The following is a 22,986-nucleotide window of genomic DNA, read 5'->3' on the forward strand; positions in this document are numbered from 1 at the left end:
TCAGGCCGTCTCGATCGAGCCCGACCGGTTGATCGCCGCCAGCTCGGTGCCGAGATAGGACTCGACCACCCGCGGGTGATCGAGCACCTCGGTGGGCGTGCCCCGGGCGATGACCTCACCGAGCTCGAGCGCGACCATCTCGTCGCAGATCGACGACAGCAACGGCATGTCGTGCTCGATCACCAGGATCGACGCTCCCGTGTACTGCTGCACCCGTTGGAGAAGCGGGCCGAGGGCCTCGGTCTCCTTCTGGGCGACGCCGCCCGACGGTTCGTCGAGGACGATCACCTGCGGGTCGGATGCGAGCAGACACGCCAGCTCGACGATACGGCGCGTCCCCGTCGACAGCTCACCCGTGAGCTTCTCGCGGAACGCGCCGAGGCCCATGAGGTCGATGAGCGAGTCGACGTCGACCGAGGTCCGCTCCTCACTGGCCCGGCTGATCGGTTGACCCGTGGCCGCAGCCACGACGCTGTGGGTGAGGAGCTGACGTTCTCGGGCGATCGCCAGCGTCTCGGCCGTCGTGAGGGTCGGGAAGAGCAACGCCTCCTGGAACGAGCGACCGAGACCTCGTGCGGCCCGCTCGTGCGGTGCCATCTCGGTGATGTCCTCGTCGCCCAGCGTGATGCGTCCGGCATCGACGTCGAGGAATCCCGACACGCAGTCGAACAGCGTCGTCTTGCCGGCGCCGTTCTGTCCGATGAGTCCGAGGATCTGGCCCTGGCGCAACTCGAGGTCGACGTGGTTGACGGCGGTGATCCCGCCGAAGCGCTTCACGACGTCACGGCACTCGAGGACGACAGGAGACGTCGCCGGCGGTGTCTCCCGCGCGGGGGCTGCCGGCACCGACGCCGGCTCGTCTTCGTCGCTGCCGGTCACGACCTCGTCGACGTCGGCGCCTGCGATGAACACCGACCGGAGGATGTCGGGACGGTCGAGCAACTCGACGGTCGAACCCGAGAAGCGGAACTCACCCTTCTCCATGAACACCGCGCGCTCGGCCAGGTTGAGTGCGACGTTGATCGACTGCTCGACCACGACCACGGTCAGCCCCTGAGCGTGGACCTGGCGTACGACGTCGATGAGCTGTCCGACGATCGTGGGGGCCAGCCCGAGCGAGAGCTCGTCGATGAAGAGGATCTCGGGGTCGGGGATCAGCGCCTGGCTGATGGCGAGCATCTGCTGCTCGCCGCCCGAGAGGTTCCCCGCCATCTGGTCGATCCGCTCGCCGAGACGGGGGAACATCTCGAGCACCCGGTCCTCGGCCGCCGCGACGGCGGCGGGGTCACCACGCTGGAGCCACGAGGCGAGGCGCAGGTTGTCGCGGACGCTGAGCGTGGGGAACACGCTCTTGCCGCCGGGCATCATCACGATGCCGCGCTGGGCGACCTCGTTGGGGGCCATGCCCACGAGTTCGGTGCCATCGAACACCACCGATCCGGCCGTGGGCGGCAACAGGCCGGTGACGCACTTGAACAACGTCGACTTGCCGGCGCCGTTGGTGCCCAGGAGCGCGACGATCTCACCACGGTGGATCTCGAGGTCGAGGCCGAAGAGGATCTGCACGGGGCCGTACGAGGCGTCGAGCCCCTTGACCGAGAGGATCGGGTCGGTCATGACAACGCTCCGGAGATGACCGAGGTCTCGTCCTCGGGGGCGGCGTCCTCGTCGACCCGACGGTCGGCCACCAGGCTCGGCTCGTGGATCCCGCGACGCTGTGCGACCCACCGTAGGTAGCGGTCGCGCCACCGTTGGACGAACTGCCACAACCCGCCGGGGAGGAAGTAGAGGATGAACAACAGCCCGCCGCCGGTGAGGCTGAGCCGCAGGATCGCCGCGGTGTCGCCCGAGACGCTCTGTGCGAGCACGAAGTCGAGGAGTCGGAACAGGAAGACACCAGCCAACGTCCCGGCGAACGATCCCAGACCGCCGATGACGGCGAAGCTGAAGACCTCGATCGACATCACGGGCTGGAAGGTCCCCTGGCCCGTTCCCCCTGCCACGAGCACGTAGAGGCCGCCCGCGAGACCAGCGATGCAACCCGAGAGGACGAAGGTCTGGAGCTTCACTCGGGTGGTCGGCACGGCGAGGGCCGCCGCCGCACGCTCGTTGTCGCGGGTTCCGATCATGACCCGACCGGGACGGGTCCGACGGAGGGCGCGGACGACGCACAACGTCACCACCAGCCCGGCCACGCACAGGTAGTAGAGGACCCACTGGCTGTCGAGGGCGAAGCGCTTCCACAACGTCGGACGGATGATCGTGTCGGGCACGTAGCTCGAGAAGTTCACGGGGTTGAGGAAGTACGAGTCGAGCGCGACGGCGAAGGCGATCGTCGTCACCGCCAGGTAGAGACCGCGGATCCGCAGCGCCGGGAGACCGATGAGCACCGAGGTGACGGCGCCGGCCACGACGGCGCCGCCGAGACCGACGAAGACGTCGACGTTCCACCGCATCATCAGGTTGCCCGCAGCCATCGCGCTGATGCCGACGATGCCGAACTGGCCGAGGGAGATGTTGCCGCCCCACCCGGTGAGCACGGCGAGCGACACGCCGACCATTCCCCACAGGACACCGAAGCTGACCGTGACCAGCGTGCTGCCGGCCATCGTGAGCGGCCAGATCAGCGCGACGCCACCACCGATCCACCCCACGGCGAGGATCGGCCACCGGACCTCGGGCAGGCGTCGGAGTTGTTCGGGGATGGGCTTGAGGACCCCGGAGCTGTCCCAGCCGGACTCGCCCTCCTCGGCTCGGCTGAGTGTCTCCTTGCGCAGCAACAGCGACGCGAGGATGACCACGAGGAACGCGACGTCGAACAACGACTCGGCGCTGACGTTCCAGCGGATGGTCCACTCGGCGATGCCGAGGAAGATTCCGCCGACGACCGCCGTCGGCAGCGACTTGAAACGGGCCATGACCGCGACTGCGAGTCCGGGAAGCAGCGCCGTGGCCCCGACGAGCGCATCGGGGACGACACCGGTGAACGGTGCCTTGGTGATGAACGTGATCGTCGACAGGCCACCGGCGATGGCCCACACCAGCGTCTGGAGACGCCGCACCGGAACACCGAGCAGCAACGCCCGGTCCTCGTTCTCGGCCGCCGCCCGCACGGCTCGACCCGCGTCGGTGCGGAGCAGGAACCACCCGAGCGCCACGAGCACCGCGGGAGCGGTGGCCAACATGAGGACGTGGTCGCCGCGAACCGGATACGGCCGGACGAACCAACTCCCGCTGAGCGGCGTCTCGATGTTGCCGATCAACGCGTCGGTGCCGAGCGCCACGCCGATGATCAGCCCGATGGCGCCGAGGACCTGTGCCAGGCCGATCGACGCGACGGTCAGGACCAACCGTGACGATCGGGCGAAGCGTCGGATGACGAACACGTCGACCGCAGCGCCGCTGGCGACACCGACGGCGACGCCCACGGCGATGGCCAGCCAGTAGTTCCAGCCCTTGGCCACGAAGAGCCCCACCGACAACGAGCCCGGCATCGCGCCCATCGCTCCGTAGGCGAAGTTCACGATGCGCGTCGTCCGGTAGATGAGGATCAGTCCCATCGCCAACAGCGCGTACGAGGTCCCGAAGATGACGCCCTGGGTGATGACGCCCCACGGCATGACGTCCGGCAGCGGCGACCACGGCACCCAGTAGAGGGCCGTGTAGGCGATGCACAGGCCGACGATGACCTGCGTGGTCCGGTCGGTCTCGATCCGGGAGCGGAGGGTCGTGAGCGCGGTCACGGGTCGACCTCCGTGGCGCCGACCGGCCGCTCGATGACGCGCTCGGGCGCCACCGATGGCGCCAGCGCGATCATCAGGAGCAGGAGTGCTGCGGCGAGGACCAGTGGCCCGAAACCTCCGAGCAGCGGCCGCGCCGAGTCCATCTGGCGGAGCCGATCGAGCACGGCTTCGGCCGATGTCTCGTCGGGGGGCGGGGCTGCGTTCGTGGTCACCACGGCCTCATTCGAAGTAGGGGGCGCGTCCGGCCGGCACGTCACTCGGGAAGTACCGAGCTCCGCCGCCCAGCTGCACCCACGCACCGGGCTTGTTGTTCTGTGGCGAGATCTTGTTCGGGTCCCACCAGATCTCGCGGAAGTCGTCGGTCGGGGTGAAGTCCCCGGGGCCGAAGCTCCAGTGTCCGCGAGGGCCCTGGCCGCCGGGGTAGCTGAACATCCCGGCCTGGTACGTCTCCGGCGTCAACTCGGGACCGGCCATCTGGATGCCGATCGCCAGGATCAGCATCTGGTAGTAGATCTCCTCGACGCCGAACGCCGGCTCGTCGCCCGGGCGGACCGACTTGTAGGCCCGGTACGGGAACGACGCGCCGAGCGGCTCGGACTCGGCGTTGAACGCCAGACCGAACGCACGCGACCACTGTTCCGAGTCGATGAGCTGGGAGACGATGTCCTGCTCGACGAACGCGAGTCCCCCGGTGAGCCACTCGGGCTCGTAGCCCTGCTCGTTGGCCTTCGGGGTCATGCCCAACGCCAACATGACCGGGTCGCAGGCGCAGATCACCGTGGTGACGCCGGCGTCCTTCAACTGGGCGACGATGTTCGACGCCTGGTTGGGCATCGACGAGATGTCGAGCTTGTACTTGTTGTTGATCGCGATGTCGATGCCGGCAGCCTCGACGAGCTCGATGTAGCGGTTCACCGACTCCTGGTACTCGGCGTTCTCAGGTGCGACGATCCCGTACACCCGCTTCTTCCCTCGCAGGCTCGGTCCGGCGTACTCGGCCGTCTCCTGGCCGCGGAGTCGCGCCACGATGTCGGCCACGGCCGCTTCGGTGACGACCGTGCCGTCGGGGAAGAGGCTCCAGGCGTACGGAGCACGCTCCTCGAACCACTTGCGCGAGGGGTAGGGCGCCCCGAAGTTCACGATGCCCTGACGGGTGAGCGCGTCGGCGTACGGGATGGTGATGCCGGTGAGGTCGGCGAACGCTCCGGTCTCCGTTGCGCGAACGGCGTCGGAGAGCGCCTTCTCCTTTCCGCCGCCGAGCAGCTCGGATGCGCCGCTGCCTTCGCCGCGGAAGATCTCGAATCGCAGCGTGCGTCCGTAGAACTGATAGCGGGTCGAGAAGTACTCGCCGAGCGCGAGCAGCGTGTCCTCGACCGACTCGTCCGACGAGGCCACCGACTCGCCGGAGATGTCGGAGAAGATCTCGGCTGCCGACGGCCCTTCGAGGGTGCGGATCGACACGACGATCTCGTCGGCCGTCACGCCACGGTGCGTCGCCCCACCGTTGTCGCCGCTGAAGGTCAGGCACGGCGGTGAGTACGGGTCGCCCGGGACCTGCTGCTCGCGATCGGTGCACCGCTGGACTCCGCCGGCAGCACCTGGCGCCTGGTCGGGCGCCGACGTGCCCGGGCCACTGGGACCGTCACCCGGGTCGGCAGCGCCCGGTCCGTCGGAGCCGGGGGCCGACGGGTCACCGGGTGTGGTCGCTCCGGGCGACGCCCCGTCGAGTACGTCGAGCGGGACGTCGACGGGAGCGGCGATCGACTGCTGATCGCGCGGGATCGGCGACACGATCGATGCCATCAGCAAGAACACCAACGCGGCCACGGCGACGGGCAGGTACGGGCGTCCGACACGGGCAGCTTCGGTCGGGAGTTCGATCATCATGTCGAGGCCCCCACGACGCCGACCGACTCGCCCCGACCGGCGCGCTGACGGCGGAGGTCGAGTCCGAACATGGCGGCCGTCGCTGCCAGGCCGATCAGACCCGCCATCGGCGCCGCACCCTGCGAGCACGACGGCCAGTCGAAGGGATGGACCGACTCACACACCCGCTCGAGCGGCCCGACGTCGGCGACCGGCGTGAGCGGGACATCGGCGGCCTGGTCGTTCGGGAGCGACGGCACGCCGCCACCGGAGCTGTCCGGGGCTGCACCGACCGATGGGAGGTCGGCGGTCGGACCGTCCGGACCGGGCACCGCTGGCCCCGGTGCCGGCGGGAGTCCGATGACCTCGCCGACGACGAAATCCCCGCTGATCGCTTCGGCGCCGCCGATCTCGAAGGCGAGGAAGCCGGTGCCGGAGGCCACGGAGACGGCGATGTCGCCGACGAGGAGGACACCGGCCGCTTCACAGATCGCAGCCGACAGATCGTCGAACATCTGCTCGCGCTGTGCGCGAGATGCGTTGAGCACCGGACCGAGGATCAATCCGCCGGCCGGCGAGTCGCGCAGCACCACGCGCAGCGGTGTCACCCGTACGAGGTCGGTCGGTTCGTCGTAGTACTGGACCTCGGGGAAGTCGATCGAGATCCCCGACAGCGCCAGGAGCGTGTTGGCCGCGTCCTCGACCGGCTGGAGTTCGTCACCGGGGAAGGGCAGGCCACCGATCTCGGCCGACCCGATCTCGAACGAACCCTCGACGACCCGTTCGGCGCCGGTGCGGTGCAGGGCAGACCAACGCATGCCGTCGAGCCGCACGAGCCCGGCGATGTCGAGCGACGACTCGACGACCGCGACGGCCTGGCGGCCACGGCCCGGGAGGACCTCGGCCGAGGCGTCGGCCCGGCCACCTGCGAAGTCGAGGAGCGGATCGATCGAGAAGCCGACGCCGGATGCCGATGCGGAGGAGGCCGGCGTCGTCGTGGCGGCCGCCTGCAGTCGTCCGCCGCCGAGCACCGAGCCGTCGAACTCGACCTCGTCACGTGCTGCGCTCGTGTCTCCGGCCCGGTTGTCGACCCGGAGCGGCTGCGGGAGGTCCTCGGGCCCGAACGTCGCGTCACCACATCCCTCGGAGGTGAGCGTCGTGCCGATGAGCCCGAGGTCAGCCGCCTGCGACTGCGCCTGCGCGAGGGCATTGGTCGTCTCGGCGACCGAGATCCCCGAGGTGATGCCGAGCTCCAGCGCGCCGACTCCCGGTGCGACCTTGGCGACGATGGCCGTGGCCTTGGCGATGCCGTTCCCGACACCGGCGACCTCCTGGGCGTCCGAGGGCTGGGGCGTCGAACCGACGACCACGACCAAGGCGACCGCCAGAGCAGCGGTCAGCTTCGACCGCGTCCACCCCCCGTTGGCACTTCCCATCTCGCTCCCCCAGGCCCCACGCACGAATCCCCCGAAACGTGACATAAGGCACAGTAGTGACCGCGGCCACCCTCGCGGCTGGGGAGCAGTTTGTCAACGAGCGTTTCCAGAAGCCGCGTCGATCCGGTCGGTCACGTCGCTGAGGCCGGCACGTGCCTTGCGGGCCTCGTCGCGGCTCGGCTTCCACCAGTCACCGTCCTCGTCACCGGCGAGCGGACGGAGGGGGATGCCGGTGTAGACCACCTGCCGCGGTCGATCGACCGGAGGGTGCGCTCGGTGGAGGGTGTCGCTGCAGTGCACCGTCACGTCGCCGGTCGCGGTCTCGAGCAGGATCGGCTCGAGGTCGAGCCGTGGCGACCGCATCGCCGACTCGGTGTTGGCTCGGTGCGACCCGGGGATCACGCCGAGCGCCCCGCTCCGGCGGTCGGCTCCGGTCACCGAGATCCCCACCGTCAGGCCACTGCAGTTGTAGGTGTGCGACCCCTGGCCGCAGTCCTTGTGCCACGGGAGGTCGGACAACCCGCGGGTGATCCCCAGTGGCTTGACCAGACCCTCGGCGCCCATGTGGCCGGTGTCGAACTCGTCGTCGGTCAGGTCCGGGAGCCAGTGCAGCCGCCGATCGGCGAGCAGTGCCGCCAAGGTCTCGGAGCGCTCGTGGAACCACAGCACGCGCACCGCCTGCTCCAGGCCGTCGCTGTCGGTGGCCCACCAGGACTCACCGTCGTCGGGCGAGGACTCCGCCAGGCACCGGTCGAGGTCTCGACCGACCGCACGCATCTCCTCACCGTCGAACACCCCACGGACGTGGAGGAATCCGGCCTGCTCGAGGAACCGGCCCATCTCCGACGGGTCGTCGCCGAGATCGAACGACCGATCGAGGTCCAGCGGCCGACCGTCGGCGTCGAGGAGGTCGACCGCGCCGGGTCGGTGCACGCGTCGGCCGTCGAAGAGCGCGTGCAGCGTCGGCTCCCACGCCAACCAGTCGTCGAGCGAGCCACCGATGATCTCGGCACGCGACGTCATGGCCAGACCCATCGGGGTCTGCAGGTCCTGCGCGAGGTTCGACAGACCCTCCCGGGTCACGCGGACCGTCACGGCCGGGTCCGCACTCCCCGGGTCCAGGGAGACGACATCGTCGGAGCCAGAGATGGTCACCGACCGGCCGTCGCACTCGAGGGCCAGTGGCCCGAGCTCGCCGACGCGGATCCCCTCGGCGACCAACGACCCGTTGGTCGTGGCGGCCTCCGGCATCACGGCGTCGAACACCTCCCCGACGGTGAGGTCGCGCACGGCCGATCGGCGGCGGGTTCGGGTGTCGAGGCTCATCGCTTCTCCTATTGGTGGCGCATCACACGTTCGTACTCGGCCTCGAAGTCGAGCGGAGGCGGCGCTCCGACATCGATGCGGAGTCCGGCGAACTCCGGAGGGGCAGGTGCTGGCGGGACGTAGTCGTCGGTGACGGGGAACGGACGTCCGTGACCCACGGTCAGGAACGCCCCGTCGGGCGCGATCGCCTGCGGGAACACCCCGCCGATGACCGCCTCGTCGAGCACCTCACCGTCGGCACGGAGCACGATGGCGAATCCGTCGTCTCCGGGCGTCGCGTCGACCGACACAACCCGGGTGTCCGGAGGCAGCTGGGCCTCCACGCGTGTCTCCCGGCCGTCGTAGACCAGCGTCCAGATCAGGGCGCCGTCGCGGAGGTACCAGGCCCACCCTGCGATCCAGTCGCCCTGCTCACAGAGCACGCCGCTCGCCCCCTCGGCGAGCACGTCGGAGAACCACGCGACCATCCGGAAGCCGAACGACAGGACCGGCCCGTTCGACTCGTGGACCTTGTCGCCCCGCTCGAGATGGTAGGTCGACTGGAAGGCGAGCCACGGGAGATGGAGCTGCGCGATCCGGCTGTCGCGACCGTCGTCGATCGGCAAGACGTTGTTCCGGTCGGCCTCTTCGTGCCACAGGGCGACGAGCTCGGCGAGGACCTCGGGGTGCTCGGACGCGACGTCGTTCGACTCGGAGAAGTCGTTCACCGTGTCGAAGAGCTGCCACCGGTCGTCGGCGAAGCGGGGACTACCTGCGATGTTGTCGCGCTCCGCCGCCGTCAACTGGTTGACGTGGTCGGTCACCGCCTTCCAGCCCTTGCGGTAGATCGCCCGGCTCCCCCAGCACTCGAAGTACTGCTGCGTGCGGGGATCGTCGCTGGCGGCATCGTCGAGCGCACCACGGATCGAGACGCCGTCGAACGACAGCTGCGGCACCCCGCCGAGTTCGTCGGGAAGCTCGACACCGACGAGGTCGAGCACGGTCGGGAGCACGTCGATGGCGTGGCAGTACTGCGTGCGGATGCCTCCCGGGTCGGCGAGTCCCCCCGGCCACGACACGATCAGCGGGTCGCGGACGCCACCCTCGAACGTGTACCGCTTCCAACGACGGAACGGCGTGTTGCCGGCGAGCGCCCATCCCCACGGGTAGTGGCCACTGGACCGGAACCCGCCGAGGTCCTCGCGGTGCGCGAGTTCGACGTCGAGGTCGTCGGGCGTGTCCTCGAGGTAGTGACGGAGTTGGTTCCACGAGCCATTGGGGCCACCCTCGGCCGAGCAGCCGTTGTCGGAGACCACCACGACGATCGTGTCGTCGAGTTGGCCGGCACGTTCGATCTCGTCGAGGACACGTCCGATGTGGTGGTCGGCGTGGGCCAGGAACCCGGCGAAGACCTCCATCATGCGGGAGTACAGGCCGCGACGCTCCTCGTCGAGCTCCTCCCACGGTTCCACCCAGTCGGGTCGAGCCGAGAGCGTGGCGTCGGCCGGGACCACGCCGAGCTCCTTCTGACGGGCGAAGGTCCGCTCACGCCACACGTCCCAGCCCTCGTCGAAGCACCCGCGGAACCGGTCGAGCCACTCGTCGGGCGCCTGGTGCGGCGCATGCGGAGCACCGGTGGCGTACCAGAGGAAGAACGGCCGCTCGGGATGATGCAGACGGTGGTCGCGGAGGCTGCGGATCGCCTCGTCGGCGAGATCGGCCTCGAGGTGATAGCCGTCATCGGGGTCGGCGGGAGGCTCGACGTGACTCTGGTCGCGGACCAGGTTGGGCGTCCACTGGTTGGTCTCGCCGTTGAGGAACCCGTAGTAGCGCTCGAACCCGAGGCGGGTCGGCCACATGTCGAACGGTCCGGTCGCTCGCTGATCGCGGGGCACCAGGTGCCACTTGCCGATCGCGGTCGTCGACCACCCCTGGTCGAGGAGGATCTGCGCCAGCGTCCCCGCCTCGCGAGGGAAGACGCCCGTGTACCCGGGATAGTTCAGCGGGAGGTCGGGCAACATCCCCATGCCCACCCGGTGATGGTTGCGACCCGTCAACAGGCACGCTCGCGTCGGCGAGCACACGGCGGTGGTGTGGAAGTTGGTGAACCGGAGCCCTCGTTCGGCCACACGATCGAGGTTCGGCGTCGCGAGGTCCGATCCGAAACAGCCGAGCTGCCCGAACCCGAGATCGTCGAGCACGATCACGACCACGTTGGGAGCGCCGGAACGGAAGGGAGCGGGCGCGGTCGATGACGTCGAGTCGGCGAGCGAGAGCTCGATGGTCATCCGGCGTACTCCTGCACGATCGGCGCCAGCTCGGACGGCGACGCTCCGTGGAGGATGACACCGTCGCAGCCCAGCGCGAGCTGGTTCCGGACCGCTGCGACGCACTGGGCGGGCGACCCGGTCGCGCTGGGGGCCAGCCATTCGTCAGGGATCAGCGCGGCCACGTGCTCGAGCTGCGCGGTGGTCGCCGACGCGTCGAGGGCGGGCGACGACTGCACCACCTCGTCGGCGCGGAAACGCTCGAGGACCGCGGGGTCCCAACCGTTGGTCCGGACGAGGAGGTCGCCGTAGCCCTGGAGATACGTGGCGAGACGACCGACCGTCTTCATGAGGCGCCGGTCCTCGGCGATGTGGTCGCCGATGGTGGCGAAGCACGACCACACCTTCACGTCCGCGGGGTCGCGCCCGGCCTTCTCGGCCGCGTCCTTGACGGTCTGGACGCAGCGGGCCGTCGTCTCGTCGGTGAAGAACGTGTGCAGGACCACCTCGTCGAAGCAGCGCCCGGCCAGTTCCAACGTGTTGGGGCCGAAGGCGACCAGCCCCATGGGGAGGTGTTCGTCGAGCGTCGAGTCGACGTGCAGGATCGGGTACTTGCCGGCCGGGCCGTCGTGGCCGAACACGACCTCGCCCCGGAAGAGCCGGCGCATGATCCCGGCGAAGTCCTCCATCTGCGCCGTCGTGATGTGCGACATCCCGAAGGCGTCCTGGACCGGCGTGATCCCTCGGCCGAGTCCGAGCACGAAGCGTCCGCCCGTGAGGCTCTGCATGGTCGACGCGAAGGCCGCGGTCACCATCGGATGGCGGGTGTTGTGGTTCGTGGCCGCGGTCTGGATCCGGATCGACTCGGTCACCGCGCCCGCAGCGCCGCACAGCGTCGCCGCCTCCTTGTGCTTGTAGCGCTCGGAGATGAACGCCGTCCCGAGCCCCATGGCCTCGCCGTCGATCACCTCTCGGACGATGTCGCGGGACGATTCGGGCTGGCCGGCGAGTGCATAGAAGCCGAGCTCGGGGAACTGCTGCGCGGTGGAGGTCACCTCGCGGACGTTAGGACCCCACGACGTCTCGGCGGGCGAGGGAGCGAGTCGGAGTACTTGGCTGCGAGCGGGCCGACGATCGCCGTGATCAGCACGTAGGCCGCGGCCAGACCGCCCAGATCCTCGCCGTCGGCGAGACCCGCGCCCAGCGACGCTATGACGATCGAGAACTCCCCGCGGGCGATCAACGCCGTTCCCGCGCGCATGCGGCCGGCGGGTCCGATCCCGGCGCGGCCGGCCGACACGTGGCCGGAGAACAGCTTGGTCGCCACCGTCACCACGGTCAGGGCGAGCGCCGGCACCAGTGCACCGGCGACCGTCGACGGCTCGATCTGGAACGAGAAGAACAGGAAGAACGTCGCGGCGAACAGGTCGCGCAACGGCCCGATGAGTTCCTCGGCACGGTGCCGCACCTGACCGTCGAGGGCGAGGCCCACGAGGAAGGCCCCGATGGCGCTCGACACCTGCACCTGTTCGGCGAGACCGCCGACGAGCAGCGTGAGGCCGAACACGGTGAGCAGCAGCGACTCGTCGCTCCCTCCTGCGAGCAGGGCGCTGAGACGGCTCCCGTAGCGGACGGCGCCGACGAGGATCACCCCCACCGTCACGAGCGCGCCCACGACCGTGAGCACGGTGGCGGCGGCGTCCTGGCCCGCGATCAGCGCCGCGACGACCGGTAGGTAGATGGCCATCGCCAGGTCTTCGATCACCAGGAGGTTGAGGATCGACGGTGTCTCGCGGTTGCCGAGCCTGCGCAGATCGGTCAACACCTTGGACACCACGCCCGACGAGGAGATCCACGTGACCCCTCCGAGGAGGACCGCCGCCGTGGTCTCCCAGCCGAGCAACAGTCCCAGACCGAGTCCGGGGACGAAGTTGGCGACGGCGTCGATGATGCCGGGAACCGCTCCGGTGCGCAGGCCGCTCTGGAGTTCCTCGCCCGAGTACTCGAGTCCCAACGTGAACAGCAGCAACAGGACTCCGATCTGCGCGGCGAGCGAGATGAAGTCCTCCGACACGTCGAGCGTTGCGACGCCGCCCTCGCCGACGGCGAGCCCGGCCAGCAGATAGAGCGGGATCGCCGTGATGCCCATCCGGCCGGCCAGGCGGGAGAGCAATGCGAGCGCGAGCGCGACTGCCCCGATCTCGACGAACGCGAGAGCGGCGTCACCACCGGCGGCAGCGAGCAAGGCGATCACGAACGGAGCGTCGTCCGCAGTTGTTCGAGCGATTCCGGGGACCCCACGGCGACCGCGATGTCGCCGGCCTCGAGCACGAAGTCCGGCCCCGGGGCCGGTTCGGTGGTGTCGCCCCGGATCACGGCCACGATCGACGCGCCGGTCCGCGACCGGAGTTCGCCGTCGGCGAGCGTCCGGCCGGCGAGCGAAGACGCGTCGGTCACCTCGATCCAGTCGAGTGCCAGGCCCTCGATCCGCTGCTCCATCGCGTGCATCGCCTCGCTCACCTGGCTGGCGCCGAGCAGCTCGCTGAGGGTGCGACTGTCCTGCGCGCCGAGCGACAGCATCGACTGCGCCCGATCGGGGTCGTCACTCGCGTAGACGACGACCTCGCGGCGGCCGCCGTGGTGGCACACCACCCCGACGTTGTCGCCGTCGGCACTGGTGAACTCGTAGCGCACTCCCACGCCGGGGAGCTGGACCTCGGTGATGTCAGCCATGCCCCATTGTGACGTGTGATCGGGGGAATGCTCCTCCGGTCCACCGGGTTCTGCACGACGTGGCACCGACTGACGAACGCCCGGCCTCGACGCCGGACGACCTCTTCGAGCGGTACGTGCTGCCCGAACTCGACGTGCTCTTCCGCGTCGCGATGTCGATCACGCGCAACCCGACCGATGCCGAGGACCTCGTGCAGGACACGCTGCTGCGGGCGTTCCGAGCGATCGAACGGTTCGACGGCCGGTACCCCCGAGCGTGGCTCCTCACGATCCTGCGCAACGCGCAGGTCAACCGGGTCCGCCGCAAGCGACCGGAGTTGCTACGTGATCCGGAGTCCAGCGAACAGATCCTCGAGCAGCAGACGCCGCACGAAAGTGCGGAGGACGACGCCCTCCAGGACACCTTCGACGCCGCGGTCGAGAACGCGTTCACCGCGCTCCCCGACCGCTTCCGTCGCGTCGTCGAACTCGTCGACCTCGACGGGAACTCGTATCAGCAGGCCGCTGACTCGCTCGGCGTCCCGGTCGGGACGGTCATGAGCCGGCTCCATCGCGCTCGGCGCCGGATCCGCGACCATCTCGACACCAACGGCCTCGTCCCGAGGAGTGGATCATGAGACGCCTCCCGAGCGGCAACCGTCCGCTGTCGTGCCGGCAGGTCGGCAAGGTCCTCCAGCGCTTCCTCGACGGCGAGATCGACGACGACACCCGCGTGCTCGTCGCCGACCACCTCGACGACTGCCGGCGCTGCGGACTCGGCGCCGACACGTACCTGCAGATCAAGGCCGCGCTCGCCCGGTCGGCCACCGAGCCGAGCGATGAGGCGATGGACCGGTTGCGTTCCTTCGGCCAGAGGCTCATCGCCGGCGACGGCTGACGTCCGATCCGGACGGCACGGGTCAGCAGTAGGGGCGGGCGAGGGTGAGGAGGTAGCCGGGCTCGACGGTCCACGTCTCCTCGACGACGAACCCCGACTCCCACAGCTCGGCGGTGATGCCCTCGGGCGTGAACTTGGCGCTGATCTCGGTCCGCATCTCCTCGCCCTCCGCGAAGTGGATCGTGGCTCCGAGCTCGCCGAGGTCGACGTCTTGTTCGCAGGTCGACCGCAGGCGCATCTCGATCCACGACTCGTCGGCGTTCCAGCGAGCGACGTGGTCGAACTGCTCGGGAACGAAGTCGGCTCCGAGGCGATCGTTGACGTGGGCGAGCGCGTTCCGGTTGAACGCTGCGGTCACGCCGGCGGCGTCGTCGTAGGCCTCGACGAGGACGTCGGCGTCCTTGACCAGGTCGCAGCCGAGCAGCAGCCGGTCATCACTCGACATGACGCAGTCCAGGTCGAACAGGAACCGCCGTCGCGACTCGGGCCCGAAGTTCCCGATCGTGCCGCCGAGGAAGGCCACGAGCCGACGGCCGTCGCGTGGGACATCGCCGAGGTGACGGTTGAAGTCACCCACGACAGCGTGGATCGACAGCCCGTCGTATCGGTCGAGCAGTCGATCGGCAGCGGCTCGCACCGTCTCCCCGGACACGTCGAAGGGCACGTAACGCTCGAGGGTGTCGGCCGCAGCCATCGCGTCGAGGAGGTGCTCGGTCTTGTCGGACGTGCCAGAACCCAACTCGACGAGGGTGTCGGCACCGGCGAGGTCGACGATGCGCTCGGCGTGGTCGGCCAGCAACGTCGCTTCGGCCCGTGTGGGGTAGTACTCGTCGAGGCGTGTGATGTCGTCGAAGAGGTTGGAGCCGTCCTCGTCGTAGAACCAGACCGGCGACAGCCGCTTCGGGCTGGCGGTGAGGCCCTCGAGGCAGTCGGCCGAGATCGTCTCGAACCACTCGTCCTCGGTGAGGTGCACGTCGATGGTGAGTGCCGCGGTCGATTCGGTCATGAGATCCCTCGGGCGAGGCGGAGGCCGGTGAACGGCCATCGGGCGGGTGGCGGGAAGAAGTTCCGGTACGTCGTCCGGGTGTGCCCAGGAGGCGTCGCGCAGCTCCCGCCGCGCAGCACCTGCTGGCTGACCATGAACTTGCCGTTGTACTCCCCGATCGCACCGGGCCCCGGAGCGAAGCCCGGGTACGCCGTGTAGGGCGACGACGTCCACTCCCACACGCCACCGACGAAATCGGCACGGTCGGCCGGTGTCGGCCGGGGGTGCAGCCGATCGAGGTCGAGCACCGGCGGGTCGACCTCGGGGTGTTCGCGTGCCGCCACCTCCCACTCGGCCTCGGTCGGCAGCCGCGCCCCGGCCCAACGCGCGTACGCATCGGCCTCGTAGTAGCTCACGTGACAGACCGGCTCTGCCGGATCGACGGCGCGGCGTCCGGCCAACGTGAAGATCGTCCACGTCCCCTCGTCGTCACGCCAGTAGAGCGGCGCCTGCAAGGTGCCGTCACACACGAGTGCCCAGCCGTCCGACAACCACAGTTCGGGGCGCTCGTACCCGCCATCGGCGAGGAACGCCTGCCAGTCCCCGCACGTCACGGTGCGGTCGGCGATCTCGAACGGTTGCACGTGGACGGCATGGCGAGGTCGTTCGTTGTCGTAGCAGAACGACCCGTCGTCGGCGGCCCCGATCTCGACCAGTCCACCGACATTCCCGATCCACGAGACCGGCCTCGAGATGCCGACCGTGGCATCGCGGAAGGCCCGATACGCAGGGTCGAGCACGCTCTGCGACAAGACGTGCTTCGCGTCCATCAACAGCAACTCCTGGTGCTGTTGTTCGTGATGGAGGCCGAGTTCGATCAATCCGGCGAGCGAGGGGTCCACGCCGGCGGACAGCAGCGCCACCATCGCCGAGTCGACCGCCTGCCGGTACTGCGTCACGTCGTCGACGGTGGGGCGAGAGACCGCGCCGCGGGCGGCACGCGGATGCCGGGCGCCGACGGCCTCGTAGTACGAGTTGAACAGGTAGCGGTACTGCGGGTGGAACGGCTCGTGACCGTCGACGTGCGGACCGAGCACGAACTCCTCGAAGAACCACGTGACGTGGGCCCGATGCCATTTCGTGGGACTCACGTCCGGCATGGACTGCACGGTCTGGTCTTCGGGGCCGAGCGGGGCGGCGAGCGCCTCGGTCAGGTCCCGGACCTCGCAGAAGCGCGTCCCCGGCAGAGCCATCACTGATGCACCGTAACGCCGTCGGCGTGCCTTCCGTCCGCGGCACCGGAGGACGGGTCCTACAGCTACGGTGCCGGAGACTCTGGGAGGACTCATGGCCGACGATCCGTTGGACGACTTCGAACGCACGACCTTCACCCACGACGGGAAGACACGCGACATCTTCCGTTCCGGCTCCGGGCCGGCGGTGATCGTCATGAGCGAGATCCCGGGCATCACCCCCAAGGTCGCCGACTTCGCCCGCATGGTCGTCGGCATCGGCTGCACCGCCGTGATGCCGCACCTCATGGGCGAGCCGGGCCGCGACCCGGCCCCCGATGGCAAGCCGTCACTCGGATACATGGCGCAGAGCGTCGTGCCCTCGTGCGTCTCGCGCGACTTCACGGTCTGGGCGACCGGGAAGACCTCACCGGTGATCGACTGGCTGCGCGCGCTCGCCCGCGACGAGCACGAGCGCTGCGGCGGTCCGGGCGTCGGCGCCATCGGCATGTGCTTCACCGGCGGCTTCGCGCTCGCGATGGCCACCGACGAACGGCTCCTGGCACCGGTGCTCTCCCAACCGTCGATGCCCCTGGCCATCGGGTCGAAGCGCAAGGGCACCATCGACATCTCCGACGAGGACCTCGCCGTGGTCAAGGACCGCTGTGCGGCCGGCCTCGAGGTCATCGGGATGCGGTTCACGTCGGACCGCTTGGTTCCGTCGGAGCGGTTCCGGTTCCTCGAGCAGGAACTCGGGACGGCGTTCCGCGCCATCGAACTCGACGACGAGGACGCCAACCCCGAGCCGAAGATGACGCCACACTCGGTCGTGACCGAGCATCTGATCGACGAGCCGGGCTCGAAGACCCGCGCCGCCGTCGACGAGGTGCTCGACCTGTTCCGCAGCCGCCTGCTCGACGCCTGACCCGGCTCCACTGTCGGCCGGTCCGGGATCCGGCAGCCCGGTTGCGCTAGCCAGTGGCCATGCAGGCACTCGACGCCCTCCCGGAACTCACCACCATCACCGTCGAGGAGGTGGACGACCGCATCCTCCTCGTCACGCTCAATCGACCCGATCGCCTCAACGCGCTCACACCGCTCCTCATCGAGGAGGTCGAGAAGGTCGTGACCGCCGTCGACCTCGACCCTCGCCTGCGGGCGGTCGTGGTGACGGGCGCCGGCCGTGGGTTCAGTGCAGGCCTCGACATGCAGGGCGCCGACAGCACCCCGCCCGGGGCCGAGGGCGTCAGCCCGGTCGTCGGACAGTTCATGGGCCAGGACCAGATCGCCACGTTGAACGAGCACATCCACCGATCGCGCAAGCCGTGGATCGCCGCGGTGAACGGCGCCTGCGTGGGCGGCGGCTTCGCCATCGCGCTCGCGTGCGACATCCGGGTCGCCGCCGAGTCCGCGACCTTCGGCGCCGTCTTCCTCAAGATCGGCGTGTCGAACTGCGACATGGGGACGAGCTACTTCCTCCCGCGCTTCGTCGGTGCCTCACGGGCGGCCGAACTCCTCCTGACCGCTCGGATCTTCGATGCTCGCGAAGCCTCCGACATGGGCCTGGTCGTCGACGTCGTACCCGACGGCACGGTCGTCGATCGTGCACTGGAGACCGCCCACCTCATCCGCGACAACGCCCCGTTCGGCACGTGGATGACCAAGGAGACGATGTGGCAGACGCTCGACGCCCCATCGCTGCGGCATGCGATCGACATCGAGAACCGCACACAGATCATGTGCAGCGCGAACGGCGAGGTCGTCGAGGCCATGCGCGCCTTCGGCGAGAAGCGACCCCCGGTGTGGAAGGACCTCTGACCCCGGGTCGGTGACGCGTCACTGACGGTGCACATCGGCTTCACCGACGCGAAACACGCACGGAACACGCCACTCGTACCGTCCGGGACATGAGACGAGCACAGGGACCGAACCGGTGGTGACCGGGTCCGCCCGGTGATCGAAGCCGTCGACCCGTTCATCGGGACCGACGTGACCGACCTCTCCCCGCCGAAGGGGTTGGCCGCCGCGTGGTGGTGGCCCAAGCCCCAGATCGGCAACACCCATCCGGGAGCGACGGCACCGCTCGGCATGGTGTCGGCGTGCCCCTACTCGGGTGCGTATCCGACCGGCTACGGGCGTCACCACATGAGCACCGAGGGCATACCCGCCACGCTCCGGGACCGCCTCGAGGCCAGTGGGTTCACCCACTTCCAGCAGTCGGGCACGGGCGCCATCCGCAAGTACTACAACTACTTCCGCGTCTCGCCGATGCTCGAACCGCTCGACGCGCTCGACACGCGTTGGGCTCTGCAGGACGAGACGGCGGAACCCGGCTACTACGCAGCGAGCCTCGACACCGGAATCCGATGCGAACTCACCGTCGGACCGAAGAGCGCGATACATCGCTACACGTTCCCGACGAACGCCGACAGCCGTCTGGTCGTGGACTTCTCGCTCGGCGGGCTCGACATCGAGCACGGGCGAACGGTCCCGATGCGGGCGTCGTTGGCGAGCGTCGAACCGGGGGTCCTGCAGGGCGAGATCGTGGTCGAGGGGGTGCCGCTGTCGGTGCACGTCGAGTGTGACACCCCGGGATGGCGCCAGATGCTCTGGTACGACCGGCGTTTGATGGCCGGGAGCAGCCGTCTCGACTTCGACTCGATCCGCCAGACGACGCTCCGTCCCTTCGGCGCCATCTTCATCGGGCCCACCGAGGCCGGGCACCCCGTCGAGCTGCGCATGGGATTCTCGCTGCGCGGGGTCGAGCGTGCTCGCACCAACCTGCACACCGACTGCGGACAGGCCGGACACGCCTTCGACGCCCGGCGTGCAGCGACACGTGGCGACTGGGTCGATCATCTCGACCGGGTGCGGGTGGAGGGTGGCTCAGGCGCGCAACGGACCGTGTTCGCGACGGCGTTGTACCACTCGCTCCTGAAGCCGTGTTTCGCCGCGGACGAGAGCCCGTTCTGGCCCTCGTCCGGCGCCTTTGTCTTCGACATCTGCACCATGTGGGACATCTACAAGACGCAGCTGCCGCTGCTCACGGCGCTCGCTCCCGACCGAGCCGTCGAGTTGGTACAGGCACTCCTGTCGGTGGTGGAGGAGGAGGGCAACCTGCCGATCGGGTACCGGATGGCGCGTGGCGCCGACCGCTTCTTCCGCCAGGCCAGCGCGCTGGCCCACACGTTCCTGGCCGACGTCTGCCAACTGGGGCTGGCCGGCATCGACTGGGACAACGCCCTGGTGCACCTGCACACCGACCTCCGGCGAGGCTACGGCGAGGAATTCCTCGAGAAGGGCGTGGCGCATCCCATCACCCACACCCTCGACCTCGCCTACGGCTACCACTGCACGGCTCGGGTGGCCCGTCGCGTAGGGGACCAGCAGTTGGCCGAACAGCTCGAAGCCATGGCCGCTCGCTGGACCAATGCCTTCGACCCGGTGACCGGACTCCTCGTCGACTCGACGTACTACGAGGGTGGCCGTTGGAACTACTCGTTCCGGCTGCTCCACGACATGGCCCAGCGCATCCACCTCGCTGGTGGCGACGACGCGTTCGTGGCGATGCTCGACCGCTTCTTCGGCTTCGGCGAGCCCCCGGTCGAACAGCTCGGGGCGCCCCCCTACGCCGGCGAACTCGCCGCCGGGTACGCCCTCGACCGCTTCGAAGGTCTCAACAACGAACCCGACATGGAAGCACCGTGGGCGTACCACTACGCCGGACGCCCGGATCGCACCGCAGAGATCGTGCATGCCGTGACCCAGAACCAGTTCGGTGTCGGCCGCGGCGGTCTCCCCGGCAACGACGACTCCGGCGGACTCAGCTCGTGGTTCGTGTGGGCGACGCTCGGGTTGTTCCCGGTGGCCGGTCAGAACCTCTTCCTCGTCAATGCACCCGCCTTCCGCCGTTCCCGACTTCGTGTCGCCGGCGGCGAATTCATCATCGACACGACCGGGTACCACGAGCCCTCGCCCGACGGCCCTCCGCAGTACGTGCAGTCCGCGACCTTGGACGGGGCCCCGCTCGATCGCTCGTGGATCGACGGCACCGACGTCCACGCAGGAGGCCACCTCGTGATCGACCTCGGCCCCCACCCGTCCGACTGGGCGACCGACACTCGCCCCCCTTCCCACCCACCGACCTGACGGTCACCGAACCGAGGACGCCGCCGTGCACTCCATGACACCCACCAAGCGCCTGGTCATCGTCGTCCGCGCCGATCCGGTCATCTGCGGCCATTCGGGCGAGGCACGCAACCTCGCCGAGGCTGCACTCCTCCGCGGGTTCGACGACGTCAGGATCGTGACCTGGCCGCTCGACGCGCTCGGCGATCTCCCGTGCAAGCCGATGGACACCGTGCTCGCCTACTCGCCGGGCATCACGGTCGAGCGACCCCCGCCGGTCGGCGACTACAAGGTCCCCGACGGCCGGCACGTCGCCGGCATGGTGGGCCGCCTCGTCGAACTCTTCACCGACGGTGTCCCCACGACGGCGATGTCGCTGTACCTGATGCCGCACGCCAACATCGTCATGGAAGCGCTCCACATCGCGCGCCAGATCGGCAAGCCGGTCGACGTCACCACGATCGCCGAAGCCGTGGGGTCCGACATCACCAACATCGTCCGGTCCTGTGTCGACGAGGGTCGCTTCGGGGCCGCGGCCCAGGTGTACGCGACCTATCTCGGCCACGACCGGTGCGTCGCCGTGTCGGACTACACGAAGCAGTGCATCGTCGAGTCGGCCGAGACGGTGGACCGGGCCTTCGGCACGACGTTCGCCGACCAGTGCCGGGCGCGGGTGACCATCTCGTATCCCGCGGTGAACAGCCGCACCTTCACCGACATCGAGGACTTCGAGATCGATCGGGCGCTCGCGAGTCGGGGTCTCGAGCGCGATGACTACGTGCTGTTCCTGTCGAGGCTGACCCCCGCAAAGGGCGTCGACGACCTCATCGAGGGCTTCACCCACTCCTGCGTCGCACACACTCGCACGCTGGTGATCGCCGGGACGGGCGCCGCCGCCGGGGAACTCCGAGCACAGGCAGCGGCGACCGGTCTGGGGGGCCGCATCGTGTTCCTCGACGATGTCGACGACGACGAGAAGCGCATGCTGCTCGCCGGGTCTGCTGCCTACGTGCTGCCGAGCAAACCGATGCAGGAGTTCGTCGAGACGTTCGGCATCGCCCTCGTCGAGAAGATGCTCGCCGGCGGCGGTCCGATCATCACGACCGAGACCGGCGGCATCCCCGAAGCGGTCGGCGACTGTGCGACGATCGTCCCACCGGGATCGCCCACCGCCATCGCCGACGCACTCGACGAGGTGCTGTTGGTGATCAATCCGGCCGAGCGGGCAGCGCGTGCTGAGAAGGCCCGCAAGTTCGCGCTCCAGTTCGACCGTCTCAACGTCTTCGACCGCTTGTTCGCGCCCGTGGACGCCTGACCGGAGCGGTCACAGCACGTCGTCGAGGACCACCACCCGCTGCTCCACGATGGAACGCTGGGCCGCGACGCCGACGGCGACGCTCCACAACCCGTCCTCGAGGCTGACCACCGGGGTCGAGCCCGACCGGCAGGTCGCGAGGAAATCGAGGTGTTCGAGGTAGCTCGACCCGTGGTGGAACCCCTCCCATCGGACCCGATCGTCGGTGACGATCTCCGACGTCACTCCGTCGCGGCCGGCGGCACGGGTCCCGAGTCGGAACTCCTTCGACGGGAGGAACGCCTCGGCCTTCCCGGCGTCGCCGACCACCGACAACTCCTCGGCGTTGGTCGAGCCCTCGGCGAACATGCACAGATCGAGCGACGCCCGCACCCCGTTCTCGTACTCCACGATGACCATCGCGTTGTCGATGATGTCGGGGACCTCGCCGTCGTACCGCTCGTCGAGATGGTTCACGTCCTGCGCACCGCTGGCCATCACCCGCACCGGGCGCCGCCCCACCATGTGGTTCATCAGGTCGAAGTAGTGACAGCACTTCTCGACCAGCGTGCCGCCCGTGTTGCGGTCGAACCGATTCCAGTCGCCGATCTTGCGCAGGAAGGGGAACCGATGTTCACGGATCCCGATCATGTGCAACTGGCCGATCTCGGCATCGTGAACGGCCCGCACCAGACGGCTGACCGGGGGCATGTAGCGGTATTCCAATCCGACCCAGACCACGCCCTGACGATCTGCGGCGGCCTCGATCACGTCACGGCAGTCGGCGACGGTCGTGCACAGCGGCTTCTCGACCAACACATGGAGATCGGTGGCGAGCACGTCGAGCAGCACGTCGTGATGCGTCATGTTCGGTGTGGCGATCACGACGACGTCACAGAGCCCGGACGCGAGCAACTCGGCGTGGTCCTCGAACTCCTCGAACCGGACATCCTCGGGCGCGGCGCTACGGGCCCAGTCACGGGAACCACCATGCGGGTCGGCGATCGCCGTGACCTCCGCCCCAGGCACATGAGCGAGGTTGAGGAGATGCTCGATCCCCATCATCCCGGAGCCGATGATCCCGTAGCGGAGCGCGTCGCCCATCGTGTGCGACCCTACC

Annotated in this window: 19 protein-coding genes; 6 read left to right on the plus strand and 13 right to left on the minus strand. The window is 69.1% G+C overall.

What is annotated here, in order from left to right; translation table 11 throughout:
* From AB8619_RS14935 to AB8619_RS14980, 10 genes are all read right to left on the minus strand, one after another.
* Nucleotides 1–1,617, minus strand: coding sequence for an ATP-binding cassette domain-containing protein (locus AB8619_RS14935; RefSeq protein WP_436793429.1), 1,617 nt, complete (start codon nt 1,615–1,617; stop codon nt 1–3).
* A complete protein-coding gene (locus AB8619_RS14940; RefSeq protein WP_436793430.1) occupies nt 1,614–3,743 on the minus strand; it encodes an ABC transporter permease in 2,130 nt (709 codons plus the stop codon). The genes AB8619_RS14935 and AB8619_RS14940 overlap by 4 nt, the downstream gene beginning before the upstream one ends.
* Nucleotides 3,740–3,955, minus strand: coding sequence for a hypothetical protein (locus AB8619_RS14945; protein WP_436793431.1), 216 nt, complete (start codon nt 3,953–3,955; stop codon nt 3,740–3,742). Before AB8619_RS14945 ends, AB8619_RS14940 begins: the two co-directional genes overlap by 4 nt.
* A gap of 7 nt (nt 3,956–3,962) precedes the next feature.
* Nucleotides 3,963–5,630, minus strand: a complete 1,668-nt coding sequence (locus tag AB8619_RS14950) for an ABC transporter substrate-binding protein (protein WP_436793432.1) — start codon at nt 5,628–5,630, stop codon at nt 3,963–3,965.
* The gene (locus AB8619_RS14955) at nt 5,627–7,045 is read right to left on the minus strand and encodes a hypothetical protein (RefSeq protein ID WP_436793433.1); all 1,419 of its coding nucleotides are present in this window, start codon (nt 7,043–7,045) and stop codon (nt 5,627–5,629) included. Before AB8619_RS14955 ends, AB8619_RS14950 begins: the two co-directional genes overlap by 4 nt.
* A gap of 93 nt (nt 7,046–7,138) precedes the next feature.
* Nucleotides 7,139–8,371 carry a phytanoyl-CoA dioxygenase family protein gene (locus tag AB8619_RS14960; protein WP_436793434.1) on the minus strand — a complete coding sequence of 411 codons (1,233 nt, stop codon included), beginning with the start codon at nt 8,369–8,371 and terminating at the stop codon, nt 7,139–7,141.
* A gap of 8 nt (nt 8,372–8,379) precedes the next feature.
* Nucleotides 8,380–10,638, minus strand: a complete 2,259-nt coding sequence (locus AB8619_RS14965; RefSeq protein WP_436793435.1) for an arylsulfatase — start codon at nt 10,636–10,638, stop codon at nt 8,380–8,382.
* On the minus strand, nt 10,635–11,672 hold the full coding sequence (locus AB8619_RS14970) for a TIGR03857 family LLM class F420-dependent oxidoreductase (RefSeq protein ID WP_436793436.1): 1,038 nt from the start codon (nt 11,670–11,672) through the stop codon (nt 10,635–10,637). The genes AB8619_RS14965 and AB8619_RS14970 overlap by 4 nt, the downstream gene beginning before the upstream one ends.
* A complete protein-coding gene (locus AB8619_RS14975) occupies nt 11,669–12,871 on the minus strand; it encodes a cation:proton antiporter (RefSeq protein WP_436793437.1) in 1,203 nt (400 codons plus the stop codon). The genes AB8619_RS14970 and AB8619_RS14975 overlap by 4 nt, the downstream gene beginning before the upstream one ends.
* Nucleotides 12,868–13,350, minus strand: coding sequence for a cation:proton antiporter regulatory subunit (locus AB8619_RS14980; RefSeq protein WP_436793438.1), 483 nt, complete (start codon nt 13,348–13,350; stop codon nt 12,868–12,870). Before AB8619_RS14980 ends, AB8619_RS14975 begins: the two co-directional genes overlap by 4 nt.
* A 59-nt stretch (nt 13,351–13,409) precedes the next feature.
* Between AB8619_RS14980 and AB8619_RS14985 the strand changes: the two genes are divergently transcribed.
* Nucleotides 13,410–13,967 carry an RNA polymerase sigma factor gene (locus tag AB8619_RS14985; RefSeq protein WP_436793439.1) on the plus strand — a complete coding sequence of 186 codons (558 nt, stop codon included), beginning with the start codon at nt 13,410–13,412 and terminating at the stop codon, nt 13,965–13,967.
* Complete coding sequence (locus AB8619_RS14990) at nt 13,964–14,227, plus strand: anti-sigma factor family protein (RefSeq protein ID WP_436793440.1); 264 nt, start codon at nt 13,964–13,966, stop codon at nt 14,225–14,227. Before AB8619_RS14985 ends, AB8619_RS14990 begins: the two co-directional genes overlap by 4 nt.
* Before the next feature lie 22 nt (nt 14,228–14,249).
* Here AB8619_RS14990 and egtD read toward each other — a convergent pair whose 3' ends face one another.
* Together egtD and egtB are read right to left on the minus strand one after the other, a co-directional pair.
* The gene (egtD, locus tag AB8619_RS14995) at nt 14,250–15,233 is read right to left on the minus strand and encodes an L-histidine N(alpha)-methyltransferase (protein WP_436793441.1); all 984 of its coding nucleotides are present in this window, start codon (nt 15,231–15,233) and stop codon (nt 14,250–14,252) included.
* Nucleotides 15,230–16,465, minus strand: a complete 1,236-nt coding sequence (egtB, locus tag AB8619_RS15000) for an ergothioneine biosynthesis protein EgtB (RefSeq protein WP_436793442.1) — start codon at nt 16,463–16,465, stop codon at nt 15,230–15,232. The genes egtD and egtB overlap by 4 nt, the downstream gene beginning before the upstream one ends.
* 94 nt (nt 16,466–16,559) lie before the next feature.
* Here egtB and AB8619_RS15005 point away from each other — a divergent pair, with 94 nt between their 5' ends.
* The 4 genes from AB8619_RS15005 (at nt 16,560) to AB8619_RS15020 (ending at nt 21,887) form a co-directional block, all read left to right on the plus strand.
* Nucleotides 16,560–17,369, plus strand: a complete 810-nt coding sequence (locus tag AB8619_RS15005; protein WP_436793443.1) for a dienelactone hydrolase family protein — start codon at nt 16,560–16,562, stop codon at nt 17,367–17,369.
* 59 nt (nt 17,370–17,428) lie between these two features.
* The gene (locus AB8619_RS15010) at nt 17,429–18,262 is read left to right on the plus strand and encodes an enoyl-CoA hydratase/isomerase family protein (protein WP_436793444.1); all 834 of its coding nucleotides are present in this window, start codon (nt 17,429–17,431) and stop codon (nt 18,260–18,262) included.
* A 135-nt stretch (nt 18,263–18,397) separates the two neighbouring features.
* On the plus strand, nt 18,398–20,593 hold the full coding sequence (locus AB8619_RS15015) for a GH92 family glycosyl hydrolase (protein ID WP_436793445.1): 2,196 nt from the start codon (nt 18,398–18,400) through the stop codon (nt 20,591–20,593).
* A 34-nt stretch (nt 20,594–20,627) separates the two neighbouring features.
* Complete coding sequence (locus AB8619_RS15020) at nt 20,628–21,887, plus strand: glycosyltransferase (protein ID WP_436796392.1); 1,260 nt, start codon at nt 20,628–20,630, stop codon at nt 21,885–21,887.
* Nucleotides 21,888–21,896: 9 nt separating this feature from the next.
* Here the strand turns inward: AB8619_RS15020 and AB8619_RS15025 are convergent, their stop codons facing one another.
* Nucleotides 21,897–22,970 carry a Gfo/Idh/MocA family protein gene (locus AB8619_RS15025; protein ID WP_436793446.1) on the minus strand — a complete coding sequence of 358 codons (1,074 nt, stop codon included), beginning with the start codon at nt 22,968–22,970 and terminating at the stop codon, nt 21,897–21,899.
* Between the last annotated feature and the right edge of the window lie 16 nt (nt 22,971–22,986).

This window comes from Actinospongiicola halichondriae, from assembly GCF_049103745.1.
Lineage (GTDB): Bacteria > Actinomycetota > Acidimicrobiia > Acidimicrobiales > Salinilacustritrichaceae > Salinilacustrithrix > Salinilacustrithrix halichondriae.

Excerpts from the sequence above, each read along its gene's own strand:
- AB8619_RS15005 (WP_436793443.1), top strand. The coding sequence starts at position 16,560 with ATGGCCGACGATCCGTTGGACGACTTCGAACGCACGACCTTCACCCAC.
- AB8619_RS14935 (WP_436793429.1), bottom strand. The coding sequence starts at position 1,617 with ATGACCGACCCGATCCTCTCGGTCAAGGGGCTCGACGCCTCGTACGGC.
- AB8619_RS14955 (WP_436793433.1), bottom strand. The coding sequence starts at position 7,045 with ATGGGAAGTGCCAACGGGGGGTGGACGCGGTCGAAGCTGACCGCTGCT.
- egtB (WP_436793442.1), bottom strand. The coding sequence starts at position 16,465 with ATGGCTCTGCCGGGGACGCGCTTCTGCGAGGTCCGGGACCTGACCGAG.
- AB8619_RS15010 (WP_436793444.1), top strand. The coding sequence starts at position 17,429 with ATGCAGGCACTCGACGCCCTCCCGGAACTCACCACCATCACCGTCGAG.
- AB8619_RS14960 (WP_436793434.1), bottom strand. The coding sequence starts at position 8,371 with ATGAGCCTCGACACCCGAACCCGCCGCCGATCGGCCGTGCGCGACCTC.
- AB8619_RS15020 (WP_436796392.1), top strand. The coding sequence starts at position 20,628 with ATGACACCCACCAAGCGCCTGGTCATCGTCGTCCGCGCCGATCCGGTC.
- AB8619_RS14990 (WP_436793440.1), top strand. The coding sequence starts at position 13,964 with ATGAGACGCCTCCCGAGCGGCAACCGTCCGCTGTCGTGCCGGCAGGTC.
- AB8619_RS14980 (WP_436793438.1), bottom strand. The coding sequence starts at position 13,350 with ATGGCTGACATCACCGAGGTCCAGCTCCCCGGCGTGGGAGTGCGCTAC.
- AB8619_RS15025 (WP_436793446.1), bottom strand. The coding sequence starts at position 22,970 with ATGGGCGACGCGCTCCGCTACGGGATCATCGGCTCCGGGATGATGGGG.
- egtD (WP_436793441.1), bottom strand. The coding sequence starts at position 15,233 with ATGACCGAATCGACCGCGGCACTCACCATCGACGTGCACCTCACCGAG.
- AB8619_RS14950 (WP_436793432.1), bottom strand. The coding sequence starts at position 5,630 with ATGATGATCGAACTCCCGACCGAAGCTGCCCGTGTCGGACGCCCGTAC.
- AB8619_RS14965 (WP_436793435.1), bottom strand. The coding sequence starts at position 10,638 with ATGACCATCGAGCTCTCGCTCGCCGACTCGACGTCATCGACCGCGCCC.